Source organism: Streptococcus varani, assembly GCF_001375655.1.
GTDB lineage: Bacteria > Bacillota > Bacilli > Lactobacillales > Streptococcaceae > Streptococcus > Streptococcus varani.
In genome coordinates, this window is the sequence record NZ_CTEN01000003.1 from 381,478 (window position 1) to 397,105 (window position 15,628).

The 15,628-nt window shown below is 40.8% G+C and carries 20 protein-coding genes; 1 reads left to right on the forward strand and 19 read right to left on the reverse strand.

Annotated features, from left to right (window positions below):
* Positions 1-11 precede the first annotated feature (11 nt).
* The 15 genes from BN1356_RS07950 to BN1356_RS08020 form a co-directional block, all read right to left on the reverse strand.
* On the reverse strand, positions 12-698 hold the full coding sequence (locus BN1356_RS07950; RefSeq protein ID WP_093650863.1) for a 5'-methylthioadenosine/adenosylhomocysteine nucleosidase: 687 nt from the start codon (positions 696-698) through the stop codon (positions 12-14).
* An 8-nt stretch (positions 699-706) separates the two neighbouring features.
* A complete protein-coding gene (macP, locus tag BN1356_RS07955; RefSeq protein ID WP_093650864.1) occupies positions 707-1,048 on the reverse strand; it encodes a cell wall synthase accessory phosphoprotein MacP in 342 nt (113 codons plus the stop codon).
* 8 nt (positions 1,049-1,056) lie between these two features.
* Positions 1,057-1,605, reverse strand: a complete 549-nt coding sequence (locus BN1356_RS07960) for an NUDIX hydrolase (protein ID WP_093650865.1) — start codon at positions 1,603-1,605, stop codon at positions 1,057-1,059.
* A 122-nt stretch (positions 1,606-1,727) separates the two neighbouring features.
* Positions 1,728-2,516: an ABC transporter permease subunit gene (locus BN1356_RS07965; protein WP_093650866.1), complete on the reverse strand. Its 789-nt coding sequence runs from the start codon at positions 2,514-2,516 to the stop codon at positions 1,728-1,730.
* Positions 2,513-3,346, reverse strand: coding sequence for an ABC transporter ATP-binding protein (locus BN1356_RS07970; RefSeq protein ID WP_093650867.1), 834 nt, complete (start codon positions 3,344-3,346; stop codon positions 2,513-2,515). Before BN1356_RS07970 ends, BN1356_RS07965 begins: the two co-directional genes overlap by 4 nt.
* Positions 3,327-3,794: a DUF3021 domain-containing protein gene (locus BN1356_RS07975; protein WP_093650868.1), complete on the reverse strand. Its 468-nt coding sequence runs from the start codon at positions 3,792-3,794 to the stop codon at positions 3,327-3,329. Before BN1356_RS07975 ends, BN1356_RS07970 begins: the two co-directional genes overlap by 20 nt.
* Positions 3,784-4,236, reverse strand: a complete 453-nt coding sequence (locus BN1356_RS07980; protein WP_093650869.1) for a LytTR family DNA-binding domain-containing protein — start codon at positions 4,234-4,236, stop codon at positions 3,784-3,786. The genes BN1356_RS07975 and BN1356_RS07980 overlap by 11 nt, the downstream gene beginning before the upstream one ends.
* Before the next feature lie 284 nt (positions 4,237-4,520).
* Positions 4,521-5,900, reverse strand: coding sequence for a bifunctional UDP-N-acetylglucosamine diphosphorylase/glucosamine-1-phosphate N-acetyltransferase GlmU (gene glmU, locus BN1356_RS07985; RefSeq protein WP_093650870.1), 1,380 nt, complete (start codon positions 5,898-5,900; stop codon positions 4,521-4,523).
* 172 nt (positions 5,901-6,072) lie between these two features.
* Positions 6,073-7,050 (reverse strand): Gfo/Idh/MocA family protein, encoded by a 978-nt coding sequence (locus BN1356_RS07990; protein ID WP_093650871.1) that lies wholly within the window; start codon positions 7,048-7,050, stop codon positions 6,073-6,075.
* On the reverse strand, positions 7,047-7,505 hold the full coding sequence (locus tag BN1356_RS07995; RefSeq protein ID WP_093650872.1) for an ASCH domain-containing protein: 459 nt from the start codon (positions 7,503-7,505) through the stop codon (positions 7,047-7,049). Before BN1356_RS07995 ends, BN1356_RS07990 begins: the two co-directional genes overlap by 4 nt.
* 19 nt (positions 7,506-7,524) lie before the next feature.
* The gene (locus tag BN1356_RS08000) at positions 7,525-7,929 is read right to left on the reverse strand and encodes a hypothetical protein (RefSeq protein ID WP_093650873.1); all 405 of its coding nucleotides are present in this window, start codon (positions 7,927-7,929) and stop codon (positions 7,525-7,527) included.
* A gap of 8 nt (positions 7,930-7,937) precedes the next feature.
* Positions 7,938-8,636, reverse strand: a complete 699-nt coding sequence (locus tag BN1356_RS08005) for a 3-oxoacyl-ACP reductase (RefSeq protein ID WP_093650874.1) — start codon at positions 8,634-8,636, stop codon at positions 7,938-7,940.
* Positions 8,629-8,865: a DUF2829 domain-containing protein gene (locus BN1356_RS08010; protein ID WP_093650875.1), complete on the reverse strand. Its 237-nt coding sequence runs from the start codon at positions 8,863-8,865 to the stop codon at positions 8,629-8,631. The genes BN1356_RS08005 and BN1356_RS08010 overlap by 8 nt, the downstream gene beginning before the upstream one ends.
* A gap of 89 nt (positions 8,866-8,954) precedes the next feature.
* Positions 8,955-9,779 carry a DUF1129 family protein gene (locus BN1356_RS08015; RefSeq protein ID WP_093650876.1) on the reverse strand — a complete coding sequence of 275 codons (825 nt, stop codon included), beginning with the start codon at positions 9,777-9,779 and terminating at the stop codon, positions 8,955-8,957.
* A gap of 1 nt (position 9,780) precedes the next feature.
* Positions 9,781-10,098: a PadR family transcriptional regulator gene (locus BN1356_RS08020; protein ID WP_093650877.1), complete on the reverse strand. Its 318-nt coding sequence runs from the start codon at positions 10,096-10,098 to the stop codon at positions 9,781-9,783.
* A 348-nt stretch (positions 10,099-10,446) separates the two neighbouring features.
* Here BN1356_RS08020 and BN1356_RS08025 point away from each other — a divergent pair, with 348 nt between their 5' ends.
* Positions 10,447-11,724: a DUF2974 domain-containing protein gene (locus BN1356_RS08025; protein WP_093650878.1), complete on the forward strand. Its 1,278-nt coding sequence runs from the start codon at positions 10,447-10,449 to the stop codon at positions 11,722-11,724.
* Here the strand turns inward: BN1356_RS08025 and BN1356_RS08030 are convergent.
* From BN1356_RS08030 to BN1356_RS08045, 4 genes are all read right to left on the reverse strand, one after another.
* Entirely contained in the window at positions 11,695-12,390 is a 696-nt protein-coding gene (locus BN1356_RS08030) for a DUF1803 domain-containing protein (protein ID WP_093650879.1), read from the reverse strand. The genes BN1356_RS08025 and BN1356_RS08030 overlap by 30 nt on opposite strands.
* Positions 12,391-12,443: 53 nt before the next feature.
* On the reverse strand, positions 12,444-13,379 hold the full coding sequence (locus BN1356_RS08035; RefSeq protein WP_093650880.1) for a manganese-dependent inorganic pyrophosphatase: 936 nt from the start codon (positions 13,377-13,379) through the stop codon (positions 12,444-12,446).
* Positions 13,380-13,454: 75 nt separating this feature from the next.
* Positions 13,455-14,678: an ABC transporter permease gene (locus BN1356_RS08040; RefSeq protein WP_093650881.1), complete on the reverse strand. Its 1,224-nt coding sequence runs from the start codon at positions 14,676-14,678 to the stop codon at positions 13,455-13,457.
* A complete protein-coding gene (locus BN1356_RS08045) occupies positions 14,675-15,568 on the reverse strand; it encodes an ABC transporter ATP-binding protein (protein WP_093650882.1) in 894 nt (297 codons plus the stop codon). The genes BN1356_RS08040 and BN1356_RS08045 overlap by 4 nt, the downstream gene beginning before the upstream one ends.
* Positions 15,569-15,628: the final 60 nt, after the last annotated feature.

Genomic DNA, 15,628 nt, shown 5'->3' on the forward strand with positions numbered 1-15,628 from the left:
CTATACCTTCTCTAAAATTCTAAAAGTGCTAGAAGAGTTTGAGCAGAGCGTTTACCGGCTTCCACAATAAACTGATCAAAAGTAATATGGGCATCTCCTTGAGCTGTATCACTCATGGCACGAATGACTAGGAATGGCTTACCGGCTGCTTGTGCGGCCTGAGCGATAGCTGCTCCCTCCATCTCAACTGCCATAACCTCTGGAAAGTGTGATTTGATTCTTGCTACCTTTTCAGGGCCGGCAATAAAACTATCTCCTGTTGCAATCAACCCCACATGACTAGGAAGTTCTTGTTGAATAAGAACCTTTTCTAGTTGAAGAATCCATTCTTTATCAGCATGGTAATAGAGATCTTGCCCTGCCATTTGTCCATAAGCATAACCAAAAGCCGTCACATCTACATCATGGTAGACGAGCTTATCGGCGATGACAACATCTCCCACTTCCAAGCCATCCGCCACTCCACCAGCTGAGCCTGTATTGATGATTATATCAACCTGAAATTTTTCTGCCAAAATAGCAACTGACATAGCTGACATGACTTTTCCGATACCTGATTGAACTAAAACAACCTCATGATGACCAATGTGACCTGTATAATATGTTTTGTCCAAAATGATAACTTGGTTCTCATCCTGCAAGGCTGCTACTAATGTTTTCAGTTCCTGCTCCATAGCAGCAATGATTCCAAACTTCATATTTTCTCCTATAACTTAAAGACTGCAAACAAAAAGATGATGACCAAAATGATAATCCAGAAAAGAATTTTATTTAGTTTGGAGCGAAATTCTTCTCGTTTGACCGTTTCAATCCGACGACTTTTAATAATAGAATGCTCTACTGGAATGCGCACAGTCTGTCCTTCCTGATAGCCTTCATATTCATCATCCCAGTCATCCTCAAAATCGTCATAATCTTCATATTCATCATACTCTTCAAACTGATATTCATCCTTAGGATTTGGCGAATAATAGCCAAATTCCCTTTGCCGAGACTTTCGTCTACGAGCTCTTTCGAGAACTTCATCTGTTAATAAGGGTCTCCCCATTTGCCTTCCTACTTTCTGATAATCTGTAAATGTTGAATAGCCATAATGGTTTTGGCATCACAAATTTCTCCACTAGCAATGAGATCCAATGCTTCTGCCAAGGTCACCTCCATGAGTTCAATGACCTCATCTTCATCTTGTGGACGCGGATTTTCCACCTTGACTAGGTTATCAGCCATATAGAGACGAAGTCTTTCGTTGCAAAAACCGATAGCTGAATAAAAATCATGGAGAAGAGTTAATTTGGGACTAGTGTAGCCTGTTTCCTCTTCCAATTCACGAAGGGCTGCCGCTGCTTCACCACCTGCTTCGCCCACTTCTAGTTTCCCTGCTGGAATCTCAATAGAAGTTGCTTCAATAGCTTTTCGATACTGCTTCACCAGAATGATTTTATCTTCTGGCGTTATAGCCAAGACACCGACACCGCCATTATGGAAAATCAATTCTCGTTTTGACTGTCCCAGACCATTAGGCAGCTCTACATCATCCACAGCAACTGTGAAAATATGGCCCTTAAAAATTTCTTTTCGATTGATTGTTTTTTCTTCAAAATCCATCTTTTTTACCTACTTGTTCCTAATATCTACTGTAAATTTTACTATAATCACGCTAGAAAAGCGAGTGTTACCATATTTTCTCCAAGAATAGCCGGTCTAATCCAAGCTATCTGGTAGGGCAATCAGGCTTTGAAATCTTTTTTCTCTAGGATAAGGGCTGCGCCAATAACGGAGAATAAGCTGATCACTCCAGCCACCAAAAACAAGGGCCAATCTATCCCGATACCACTAAAGACATCCGCTCCATTGGCATAGTAGAAAGGGGTCAGGTACTTAAGGAAGTCCAAATCTGTCACGATACGAATCATCATATCTAAACTGTAGACTAACAAAACCAGACCCATGGCTAACCCCACTTGTTTCTTGGTAGAAAGACTAGAGATAAAGAAGCAAATACTGGCTAGTTCTACCTGCATTAGGAGCGCTAGCAGATGGTAGTGAAGCATGGAAGTATAAGAAAAAGTCATATCCAGTTGCCAAACGCCCAGCCAGTTAAAGCAAAAAACGATGGCATTGAAAATAAGAATAAGGACCAGAACACTGATATATTTCCAAAGCAAGATACTGCTACGGCTAAAGGGTAAGGTATAGAGGAATTCGCTGGTATGTCCTTCTTCTTCCTTGGCTAGGCTATTGACCCCCGTCATAGCCGCAAACATTGCTGACCCTAAAGCAAACATGAGGATGATTTCAGTGGCATAATAGCCATCCAGGGTAGCTAAACTGACCTTATCCATTCCTAATGCCTTTGTGATTTCCCCCATATTGGCATATAGGTCCGCGACTTGAGACAATTGGCCTGCAACACTGTCATAAAGTAGAATAGACCCATAACAAATCAAACCAATCGTTACAGACCATATGAGTAAGGACTTGCGGTTTTCCTTTAATTCGTGTAGTAAGAGAATCATGACTTCACCTCCTCATAATAGTGATGGAAGAGTTCTTCTAAAGAGAGTTCTTCTACCAGAAAATCAGATGGAGACAAGTCTTGAAGGCGCTCCAATAACTGAGAACTAGACCCATCAAAATGGAAGTGTTCTTCTTTGCCATCTTTCCAAATCGTAATTTTTTTCGTCTGGCTCCGCGTCAGGTTTTCAATCCTATCGACCCTTAAGAGCTCTCCACGTCGGATAATAGCTGCTCGATCACAATAATTCTTCACCTCGGATAAATTATGGGAAGATAAGAAGCAAGTTGTCCCAGCTTCACAGGCTTCTTTTATCAGAGCGAAAAAACGTTCCTGCATCAGAGGATCTAAGCCAGATGTTGGCTCGTCCAAAATCAGCAAGTCAGGTTTATGTTGCAGGGCACAAACGATAGCTACTTTTTTACGATTTCCCAAGGATAAGTCCTTGATTTTCTTATCAAGTGGCACTTCCAAAATCTGACAAATCCGCTCGGCTTCTGCTTGACAATCTCTTTTTCTAGCTGTAGCCGCAAGGCGGATGACTTCCCTGACTTTCATATCTGGATAAAACTGCGATTCTGAAGGCAGGTAGCCGATATGAGCTAGTGATTCGGTCAGACTGCCATATTGGCCACCAAATAGCGTCACTTGACCTCTTGTTTTATGGATAAGACCCAGTAGACAACGGATAACCGTTGATTTTCCCGCACCATTAGCACCTAGAAATCCAAAGATTTCGCCCTTTTGAACGCTTAAATTTAAATCGTTTACCGCTAAATTTTTTCCGTAATATTTTTGCAAATCTTTGATGTCAATAACATTGTTGGTCATCGTTAGTCTCCTTTCTTTTCTTCAATTGCTCTAACTGTTGGTTAAGTTGTTTACTATCAATATGCCGTTTGATTTTGTTGGTAAAAAATATGGTCAAGTGGGTGATAACCATGTAGATTACCAAGAAAATCATCATGTCCCATCTCCTATCAAACCAGTTGAAGACTTGCCCAAATAACCCATAAAGTCCTGAACAAAGAAATAACCCCAGCCATTCTCGGCCGCCCAAATGATCAGCCTCATCAACGTTTTGGAATACAAGAACTTGAATTTGTGAAATAACGTAAGCAAAAAGAACCATTTGTATTAAAATAAAAATATCAGCCCATGTTCTCCCCTGAATAAGCTGGTAGCCCCCGTAAAAGAAGAAGATACAGAGACTATAAACCGTCGTTTTATATTCCGTGGCAATTTCTTGGCTTAAAAAAATTTCCCATTTAGTCTTCATCCCTTACCCCTTCTTCTAACAATTGTCTCAATTTCAACGCATATTTACGCGAAATCAATACCTTTTCCCCATTATCCAAAGTCGCTTCAATCCTGCCAAAAGAGTGGCTTTTGAAATTGGCAATATGATAGATATTTAAAACCATAGCCTTGGCAGAGCGAAAAAAACCTTTTTTCCCATAGGTATAAACTAAGTTTTTCAAAGTCTGGTTAACCTGATAAACTTCATTTGGTGTATAAGCAAAATTTTTTCCGTCAATACTTTCAAAATACAAAATAGTATCGACTAGAATAAACTGACTTCCGTCATCATCACTGGCTAGAATTTTTTCACCACTAGCCTGGACCATTTGACTAACAGCTTGAACAGTCGCATTCATATGACGGTAGCGAATAATTACTTCATCAAAACCTTCCGATATTTTTTCTAATTTTAATCTCACTGCTTTTCTCCTTAGCTTATTATAGCAAATTTTACGAAGCAGAGAATAAGAAAAAGATAACTTCCCAATCCCTATTTTTGACAAGTTTTGACAATCATCAAATATGTATTTTATACTAGAGAATAGAAGCCGCTGAAATGCAGAAAAGAGGCTGGGCAAGTCTAAAAAATAATAAATGGCTTAGAACAACATCGTTAAGAAATGTTGATTCTAAGCCATTTTATACTGTTTATTTTTTGATAACAAAGCCCAAATTTGAGTTTTGCCCAGCCTCTTCACTAAACTTATTTTTTATTTGGATGATGATTGAAATGAATGGCATAGCCATTTTTATTTTCCTGACGAGCACGTCCGATGGCAATCGCATCTGACTCGACATCCTTAGTGATGACAGATCCTGCGGCTGTTAGAGCGCGGTCTCCAATCGTCAGTGGCGCAATAACTGTTGAGTTGCTGCCGATAAAGACATTGTCCCCGATGGTGGTTGTAAATTTGTTTTTGCCATCATAGTTGGCTAGGATCGTCCCCGCCCCAAAGTTTACGTCCTTCCCAACTTCAGCATTGCCAAGATAGGTTAAGTGGCCAGCCTTGGTATTTTCTCCAACAATTGACGATTTGACTTCTACAAAGTTTCCGATATGGGCTTTTTTCTTGAGCAGGCTACCTGGGCGGACATGGGCATAGGGTCCAACCGTAACACCCGCTTCAATGATGGATTCTTCAACATCTGAATTTGAAATGACCACATCTGCCGCGATTTGGCTATCCACTACTCGGCTTCCATTGGTCAAAACAGTGCGTTCACCGATACTTGTTTTCCCTTTCAAAACGACATTGGCTTCAATGACTGCTTCCGCACCAATTGCTACGTCAATATCGATATAAGCAGCTTCAGGATTGACAAAGGTTACCCCATTAACCATATGCTTTTCATTGATCCGCTTGCGCATCACACCTTCTGCCGTCGCCAGTGCAATCCGGTCATTAACTCCCAGACTTTCTTCAAAATCACGCAAAAGATAGGCCCCCACCTTTTCACCTGCCTGACGGAAGATGGAAATAACATCCGTTAGGTAGTACTCTCCTTGGGCGTTGTCTGTATTAATTTCTTTAAGGGCTTCAAAGAGACGTTTATTCTCAAAAAGATAGGTTCCTGTATTGATTTCTTTGATTTGTTTTTCAAAATCATTGGCATCCTTTTGCTCCACAATCTTAGTCACTTCACCGTCAGCATTACGGATGACGCGGCCATAGCCAAAAGGATTGTCTGCTTGAGCAGTCAAAATAGTCGCAACATTTTTATGACTAACATGGAAATTAACCAAGTTTTTTAAACTCTCTCCTGTAATCAGTGGCGTATCACCAGCAATGACCAAGGTGTGTCCTTCCAAACCAGCTAATGCTGGCTCAGCCATCATCACCGCATGACCTGTTCCCAGTTGCTCCGATTGCAGGGCAAAATCTGATTGACCGGCCAAAACCTGCTCAACCAATTCAGCCTTATGACCTACGATGGTATCAATCTTGCTCGGATTAATCTCAGAAACTGCACGAAAAACGTGTTCTAACATAGAAATACCAGCAACCTTGTGAAGAACCTTTGGTAAATCCGACTTCATGCGGGTACCCTTACCCGCTGCTAAAATAATGGCATAATTTGACATACTATTTTCCTCATACAAAATGGAGTGACATAAAATCACTCCATTATACCATATTTTTAGCTTGATAGTTGAGAATAATTGAACCATAGTCGAATGAATTAAGTTTTGGACTAAGAATTGAGACGCAGGCTGTACTAGAGTACGGCAAGTAGAAAATGACGACGTATCCAAGCTAATTCATTTGACTATACATACTCTTCACAGCCTCATCTAGCACGGCCATAACGGCTCGGCTATGGTCCAAGGCCACTTGCGCACGCGCATAATCTTTGCTGGAAATCGTCTCCTCAAAGGCCATAAACTCATCGTTCATGCGGTGGTAGGGACGATTCTGATCCATCACTTGAACCTCTTGCCCATTGAGAGCTAGGCTTAGCTCTGGCATAGCATTTGTAGGTCCGATAACAGCGATGGACCCCTTATCTCCTTGGATTGTAGACTTGATTTCTGCTCCACAATCTTTAGCCCCAATCGCAACAGCCTTAAAGTGACCATAATCCATAACCAGCATACCAGATGTATCGATATTTCGCTCTATATTAGCCATGTATTGGACCGATTTCGGTTGACCAAAGAGACCGACCACCAAATGGATATTGTAGATATTGAGGTCACGAAGGGCTCCACCACCCATTTCTGGGTTAAAAGCTGACGCGATTTCTCCACGCTTGAAGGCATCATAACGAGAGCTGTATTGGGAGTAATTGCAAGAGACAATTTTAATATCCCCTAGTTTATCTAGATTTTCTTTGATGAAGTGGAAATTCCCCAAATACTGATTGGTAATGGCTTCCAGTAAGAAAAGTTTTTTCTCAGCTGCAATACTAACTAGATCCTCCAACTCATTCGCCAAAAGAGTAAAAGGCTTTTCACAAATAACATGTTTGCCTGCCAAAAGAGCTTGTTTGGCATAATCGTAATGGGTATGGTTGGGTGTTCCCACATAGATAGTATCAACTTGAGGATTAGTTAGAATTTCTTCATAGTTGCTGGTCGCCTGACTCATGTCGTATTGTTCCGCCAGGGCGTGAGCTTTTTCAATGGACCGCGGTGTGGACAGAATCCCTACCAACTCAATCCCTTCGATTTCTTGCAAAACGGGTAAGACCTCAGTGACAATCATACCTGTTCCTAAAAGTGCTAATTTCATCCTATTTCTCCTTTATCCAGTGAATAAACCACTTCAAATTCTTCTAAAACAATCCTTGTGTCTTGCGTAAACGGTATCTGGCACTCCTCCAAATAAGGTCGGAAGAAGGCCTCGTGAACTTGTCTCCAATATTCTAGTGAGCGATCGCCCTCACCTTCCTTGTAGGCATGTTCTGCCGATACATCCTTAAATGGAACTACAGCAACCTTGGTCGTGCGGAGGATACAGACAGCCTCATCCTGACTGTTAAGAAGGACATCATATTCCCCAACTTGCGGTAGAGTTTCCTTATCCACCTCATACAGGTCATAGGCAGATGCGGTCGCTGTTTTGATGCCTTTTATCACTAAATCAGCCAGTATATCTGGCTCTGCTCCAAAAGCCCAAGCATCGATTTCATCGCCAATCTCTGGATTGATTTTCTTGTATTGATTCCATAATTCTTGTGGTGTCATGCTGCTATTTCCTCCATTTCTATGGTAGGTCATCCCATTCCAAATCAGAATCTTGTACATCCCAATCAATAAAGAAATCTGTTTGCAATGACTCTTCAATGAAACTCAGTCCATCCCCCAGACTATAATTTTGCTCCGCTGTGAACTCCCCTAATTGCGGTTTTACATGAATAGTTGCCTCACGTTCATCAAATTGAATTTGAAGTGCCAACTTCGGCTCTACTTCTTCTCTTATTTCGGCAACGTGTTCATACAAGTAAACTTGATACACAATTTCAGTATTAGACTGTGCTACACGTTCATATCTTAGGCCGACAAAGTGAAAAATGGAGATGTGATTACAATACATCAGCAACACTTCTTTTTCCTCAGACATAAACTGCGCAATATTTTCTGGCTCAATAAGCCCTCTAATAAATGACATAATTCCTCCTACTTCAGTCCCCAACCGCCATCCATTTGGATGATTTGTCCTTGCATGGACTGCATCTTGCTTGATGCCAAAAAGAGTGTCATTTCTGCAATTTCTTGGGGTTGGACCCAGCGTTTGATAGGGGTTTCTTGAGCGACCCAATCAGCTAGACCGCCATCTTCAAAATCGGCTTGGGTCATGGCTGTTTGCACTGCACCCGGTGCAATGCCAAAGACTTGGATACCTTGGTCCGCATAATCCAGTGCCAACTGCTTGGTAAAACCAGCCAAGGCGTGCTTGGAGGCCGTGTAGGCCGATCCGCCACCGCCAGCGAGAACAGAGGCAATGGAGCACATGTTGATGATGATACCAGCTTTTCTTTCCAACATCTTTGGCAAATACTGGCGACAAATTTTCGCTACTGCGAAAAAATTGACTGCAAAAATTTCTTGCAAGTCACAATCTGATTGCCCCAGAAGGGGCTTGTAGTCATCTAAAATGCCAGCTGTATTACAGATGATGTCTACATCAAGTAACCAGTTAAAAAGAGGTTGCACATCACCTGCTAAATCCAACTGCAAGAAGTGAAAATCACCTGTCAGCTCTGGTTTTTCAGCCTTGTCTACTCCATAAACCTGGTCACCTTTTTTCAAAAAAAGACGAGCCTGCTCCAAGCCAATACCGCTGGATACACCCGTCACGAGTACTCGCCTAGTCATGGACTTCCATCCAATCTTCAGCTAGGACATCACACGGTGTGGGGCTCCACATGGAGAAACCCTCGCCCTCGCCCGTTACGTTGATGAGGAAATAAGGTGTCGCTTCCAACTTGACACCCTTGACTTCGATAGAGTCAAAGAGCTGGACATAGTTTTCCGCCCCGCCCCATCCTGTGCGAACGTATTTCTTTTTAGCTTTTAAACCTGGCAAAATTTCTTCAAATGTCATGGTTTTCTCCTTTGTTTACTTACTATTATAGCATATTTTCAAGCTTTTTTTGACGGCGAAAAGGCAGTTCGCTTCTTAATTCATGCCCTCTATTTCTTCCTTTTAGCTAAAAGCAGGACGATAGAGCCAATCCAAAAAAGGACAAATCCCAGAAGCATAACTCCTACTGGCAACCACTTATTCCAAAAATCTCCTGAAATGCCTTGGAAGGCTAAGTAAACCTGCAACAAACCACTTAAGAAGTAAAGAAGAAAGACAGGAAGAAAGATACATTTGACGAGGTCTTCTTTACGATAAATGGTAGTCACTACTACAATGATCAGCGCTAGTAAAATACTCCAGATTCTTGGTAAGAGAATAGATGATAAATGATTGGTAATCCAGGTATTGATAGCAAGCGCAGTTACAAACAATAGCCCAAAAAGTAAATAAGTTCCCCAAATTTTCCATTTTTTCGTTTGGTAGATAACCTGTTTGATGAGGAGAAAAAAGAGGATTGGAAAGGCTAGAGCAAGAGACATAAATCCCAATATACTCATCATATTTAGTCCTATCTGACCACTTCCTGCAAATTCGGCTAAGAATTGAAAGGCTAGGAAAATGCCTCCTACCATCAAACTTAGATCCAAAGCTTTTTTGACGGTCAGTGGCGGTAAATTCTTCAACAACTCATCTGCCATAGCCTTAGGGTTATCCCCTAAAAATTCCTCTGCAGATAGACCATTCTTTTGTCCCTCAAAAACATCCAGATACATATTGTAGAGATGTTCGACCATGACCTCATCCGCATCATGAAAGAGCGAAGAAAGTAGCATATACCCCTTGACCTTGCTCATGTAAGTCCGATTTTCTTTGCTCAATTTATGTTCAATGTCTTCAATTGTAGTCCAATAGATTCTTGCTTGATCTTTCATCTCAATTACCTCCTAACTTCCCAACTTTTTCCACCAAATCTGACCACTGTTCCCAAAAAGCATCCAGGTAGTCCTGACCATCTGGCGTCAGATAAAAATATTTACGATCTGGCCCATCTTGTGAAGGTTTCATAATCCCACTAATATAGCCATTTTTTTCTAATTTCTGCAAAAGGGGATAGACAGTCCCTCCAACAATGGTTGAAAAACCCGCTTCCTTTAATTCTTGCACTAACTCGTAACCATAAATTTCCTTTTGAGAAATAATTTGTAAGACACAGCCGTCCAAGACTCCTTTTAATAACTGCGTTTCTTTCATGTTTTACTCCTTTGCGGATCCACTATTGAAGTAGAAAAATATACTGAACACTAGGAAGATAGCTAAGAGTAGAGCTTCATCCACGCTTCAGTCGAAAAATATAGGAAGCACCAATACCATTGTCCTTCTTTATGAGCTTCCTTACCTTGTAAAACAAGCTAGTTGTTTTTTAAAAACACTAGTCGGCAATACAAACTAGTTTCTATAAAACAGTATATCCTTTTTCTACTAGTTTGTAAAGCATAATAGTGGATGTTCGTTGAATATGATAAAGTCATTCTTCAGACTCTTGAATTTTTCCTATTTTCACGCTATAATGCAAACAGATATATTTTAGAAAGGGAAATTATGTCCAATGTGATTGATTATGTGCTTGCCAACCAGTATGATAGTTTTTACGATAAAGATTTCACCATGCTTGATGCCCTAGCTCTAACAGAATTGGCTTACTTACCCTTTGAGGATTTAGTTCCGAGCAGGCACTCAAGTCCTAAAGCTCCATCTCTGAAACAGTTAGCAGATCTCTTTGAAAAAAAGTTTCAAGGAAAGTATCCTCCCTTAGGCATGGTTAGTCCCCATCGTCTCAAATTATTGAGCTGTTTCTCAACTGCAAAGCGTTACAAACAGATTCGCAGCCTAGCCTTTGTAAATGATTATAATCTGGACAGTCAAAAACAGTTTGCTGCTCTCACCTATCAGATTCGTCCGAAAGAATATTTGGTGGTTTTTCGCGGCACAGATGACACTCTCATCGGCTGGAAAGAGGATTTTCATATGACCTATATGGAGGAAGTTCCTGCCCAAGTTTCTGCTAAAGATTATCTAAATCAAATCTTACAAGAGATTGATGGAAAAGTATGGTTGGCAGGACATTCTAAGGGTGGAAATTTAGCCATCTTTGCGGCTAGTCACGTAAGTCCAGAATATCAAGAAAGAATTCAGGAAATTTATAGTTTTGATGGACCCGGCCTCCACTCTTCTATCCTGTCCTCAAAAGGTTATAAAGACATTGAAAGAAAAGTTCAAGCCATCATTCCAGAAAATTCCATCGTTGGTATGATGCTAGAACCACCTGAAGCAGATCTCATCGTCAAGAGTAAAAGTATAGGACTCCTCCAACATAATACCTTTTCATGGGAAATAGAGGAAGATCATTTTAAAGTTGTTAGTAAGGTAAAAGATGACAGCATCCAAGTCAACCAAACTCTTAAAACTTGGACTGCCAACTTGAGTCAAGATGAATTGAGAGATTTTTTTGATCTTTTCTTTGGAATCTTCATTGAGGCAGGTATTTTGCGCTTTGGTGATATGACAATCGATACTTCTGAAAAAATTCAAAAAGTAATCCAAAATCGAAAAAACCTATCTCCAGAACAAGTGACCATGTTGGAGCGAATTACTAAACTTCTTATCGATATCCGTTTTCAAATATGGAAAGAACATCTGCCAAACCTTACAAAGTTAAAGGGAGTCCATTTCTCAGGGCAATTACCGGCTCAATGGAATGAAAAAATCGCTACTTTAAGCACTATAAAGTCCGAAAAACAAGGAGGGAGTTTAGCTGATTTCAATTTGCAAGAAAAAATCCGCTCCCTTTTAGCTGATAAAAACAAAGGCCAATCCTAAGATTGGTCCTTTATTTTTTTTTGAAAAAATCAAGTCTTCTTTTTTCATGGTCATAGTCAGGGCATATGTCTGAGGAGCTACTTGATTCATAAACCCAAGTAAAAGCAAGGCCTCTACAAAAATATCTGGGCGTCTCTGAATAACCACTTCTTTTCGAGTAAATTTCAAAAGAAAATTGGTCATATATTTAAGAGCATAGTCTGGATTAATGTCTCCCAAGATAGCATATAATTTTTCTTGATCCCTTGAAAGAACTTCTTGGCTCCGCATTTTATAGAAATAAGAATCTAAGGTCAAACCTTCTCGCACAAAATCAACCTCTTCTACAATGATCAACTCATTGGTCGAGTTGGTGAGTTCTTTCCGAAAAGTCAATTCCTTTAAACGTGAAAAAACAGCTGCTTCAGTATCCACAAAGACTTCTGTATCAAGGCTCAAACCATCCAAGCTTTCTAGCAAGGAAAAAGCATTTCGATAACGACGATTCTCCCGAATGATATAACCCGCTTCGATAGCATTTTCTAGCTGACGATCTATATTTTTCTCTCCCTCAAAGGCTACCTTTATTTGACGAAGAGTTACGTCTTCATGGTCATGGAGATAATTGATTACGTCTTGGAAAAAAGGTTGTCGTGTCAGTTTATTGGCATTGAAGATTCTAATCATAAGACTATTATAGCACAAGAAAAGACAGCCGAGACTGTCTTTTTCAAGTATTCTTATCCACCAAAACTCTCCGTCAACTGTGGTACAACTTGTTTCTTACGAGAAACTGCACCTGCTAGAAAGGCATGGTTGTTTTCTAATGTGAAGTTGAAAGCTGCTTCTACCTTGTCCATGTTGCTTCCCAAAGCCAAAATTTCAGAGTTTGAGTTAACAATGTCCGTTACCATAAGAACAAAGTCTGAATAACCGTTTGCTGCAATGGCCGCAAACATAGCTGCTTCAATCTCATCTTGGCGTTCCAAGACTTCTGCGATATCAACTGTGTTGACTTGCGCTACACGAACATCGTTGCCGTTGAGACCAAATGTTTTGGCATCGATATCAATCAATTCATCTGCTGACTTGCTAGAAAGATTTGTACCTGCTTTAAGGAGAGCCAAACCGTACTCTTCCAAGTTGACACCTGCAATTTCAGCCAATTCTGCTGCTACTTGTGGATCGGAAGCATGAGTCGTTGGTGATTTGAGCAAGAGGGTATCTGAAATCAAACCAGACAAAAGGAGACCTGCTACTTCTTTTGGCAGTGTGATGCCTGCTTCTTTGGCTGCACGATAAACGATAGAGGAAGCTGATCCAACTGGTTCCAAACGCATGTAAAGTGGATTCGCGGTTTCAAAGTTTGCTACACGGTGGTGGTCGATGACAGCAGCCACTTCCACATCGCAGATATCGCTAATGGACTGTTGGAATTCGTTGTGGTCAGTCAAGATAACCTGACTAACGCCTTCTTCCTTAGCAGAAGTCACCACGCGCGGTGCTGTCACGCCAAAGTAATCCAAAGCGAAAGCTGTTTCTTCATTTGGGGTGCCAAGGGCAACTGCTTCTGCATCGCGGCCCCAAGCCTCACGCTCCAAGTAAGCCCAACCATATGAGGATGCAATCGCATCTGTATCTGGATTTTGGTGACCAAAAACTAAAAATTTAGACATGTTTTAAAACCTCTTTTTTCTATTATCAGTTTATTTTATCACATTTTCTAGCAATAAGAAACTGATGCCCCGGCCTCATTTTCTCAGTAAACCTTTTTTCAGATTTTGCATAAAACCAAGATCATCTTTTTGAAGAATCAATCCTGCGTAAGATTTACCAATAAAATAAATCAGGGCTATATTTGTCGCAATCAACATCAGCAAGGAAACTAAACTTTCCAATAGGTTGACCGAACCGTTAATATAACGTAATGGCATGAAGAATGGTGATGTCACTGGGATGTAGGAACCAATCTGCATCAACAAATTATCACGTCCACTTTGCTCCAAGACCATAGAGCCAACAAAACCAAACATAACCAAGAAAACTGCTGGTTGCGCTGCCTTTGGTGCATCTTCTGGACGGCTAACCAATGAACCACATAGGGCTGAAATAACGACAAACAACAAGATACCAAATAGAACATAAAACACTACGATACCATTCAGATTCCCGAATACAGCTTGAATCGTAGGTGTCACATCTTTGGTCATCTGTGCCGTTGCAGGGAAACGATAGAAGAACTGATAGGCACCAAAACCGCCAACAAGATAGACTGAAATATGGGTCAGAATTGCTCCGAAAATACCCAAAATACGACCATAAAAGTAATTCCTAGCTGGAAGACTTGAAAAGATAACCTCCATAATCTTGGTTCCTTTTTCTGTCGCGATTTCCTGAGCCGTTGTGGATGAATACATGATAATCATGAAGTAAAGGACAAAGGAAATTGCCATAGGAGCTATGGTCTTGCCAATCTTCATCAGCATATTATCAGATTCTGACTCTAGTTCTTCCTTGAAGAGAGGTTGACGTGCTAGACTCTCTTGTTGCTCAGTAGTCAGGTGAGCCTCGGTGACATTCAACTGACTCTGAACATTCCCCAACGCTTGCTCCAATTGAGAGCGGTAAATCGGACTAGGGTTGCTATCCCCTACATATGTCCCAACGACCTGATGTTCCACTACTTCAACCAATAGATAATCTGCGATTTTCTTCTCTTCATAAGCTTCTTTTGCTGCTGTCTCATCCTTATAGTCAAAGGTAACATTTGCCACTCCGGAAAATGCCGCTGGGACAGAAGGCTCTTTGCTGACAATCGCCAAATCATGATTGCTACTCGCAGCTGCTCCCGACAAATAACCAATTCCACCTGAAAAACCAACAAATAAGAAGGGAGACAAAACCATAAAGAGAAAGGCCCAAGACTTGACCTGGCGTAAATACGTTTCTTTTGTGACTAATAGTATCTGTTTCATTTTGCCACCCCCGATTTGATTTTAAAGATTTCATCAATGGTCGGTGCCTGCTGGTCAAAAGTAGCGATATAGTCCCCACCTGAAATCAGATGAAAGAGTTCCTTACCAGCTTCTTCTGTTTCCAAAATCAATCGCCAGAGTCCTTGATTGGTCATGGAAATATCTGTCACATAGGGGAGATTCTCCAGACGCTGACGCTCTAAATCTCCTGATACAAAGAGACGAGTCTTCCCAAATGACTGACGAATGGCTTGAATGGTATTGTTCAACACAATTTTCCCATCATGAATCATAATCAACCACTGACAGAGTTCCTCCACATTGGCCATAGTATGATCAGAGAAAATAATGGTCGCTCCGCGTTCCTTTTCCTCCAAAACAACCTCTTTCAAAAGAGCCACATTGACTGGATCCAAACCAGAGAAAGGCTCATCCAAAATAATCAAATCTGGTTCATGAATCAGAGTAATGATCAACTGAACTTTTTGCTGATTTCCCTTTGATAGACTCTTAATTTTATCAGTCATCTTACCCTTTACAGCTAGTTTTTCCATCCAAATTGGCAATTTTTCTGCCACTTCCTGAGCGGTCATCCCCTTTAAACCAGCCAAATAACGAACCTGCTCTGCAATGGTTAACTTGGGCATGAGACTTCTCTCCTCAGGCAGATACCCAATCCTAGCATAAGATTCCTGTCGGATATTTTCTCCATCTAGAAAAATTTCACCCTCATACTGGACAAAATTTAAGAGCGAATGGAAAAAAGTTGTTTTTCCTGCACCGTTTTTTCCAATGAAACCGCAAATAATTCCTGAAGGAATCTCAAAAGACACTTCCTTCAATACTTGCGTGCTTCCATAATTTTTTGATAATCCTGATACTGTAAGCATGTTCTACCTCCCTGACAATAGTATATCAGACCTACTTATTTTTTCAAGCTTTTTTAGGTG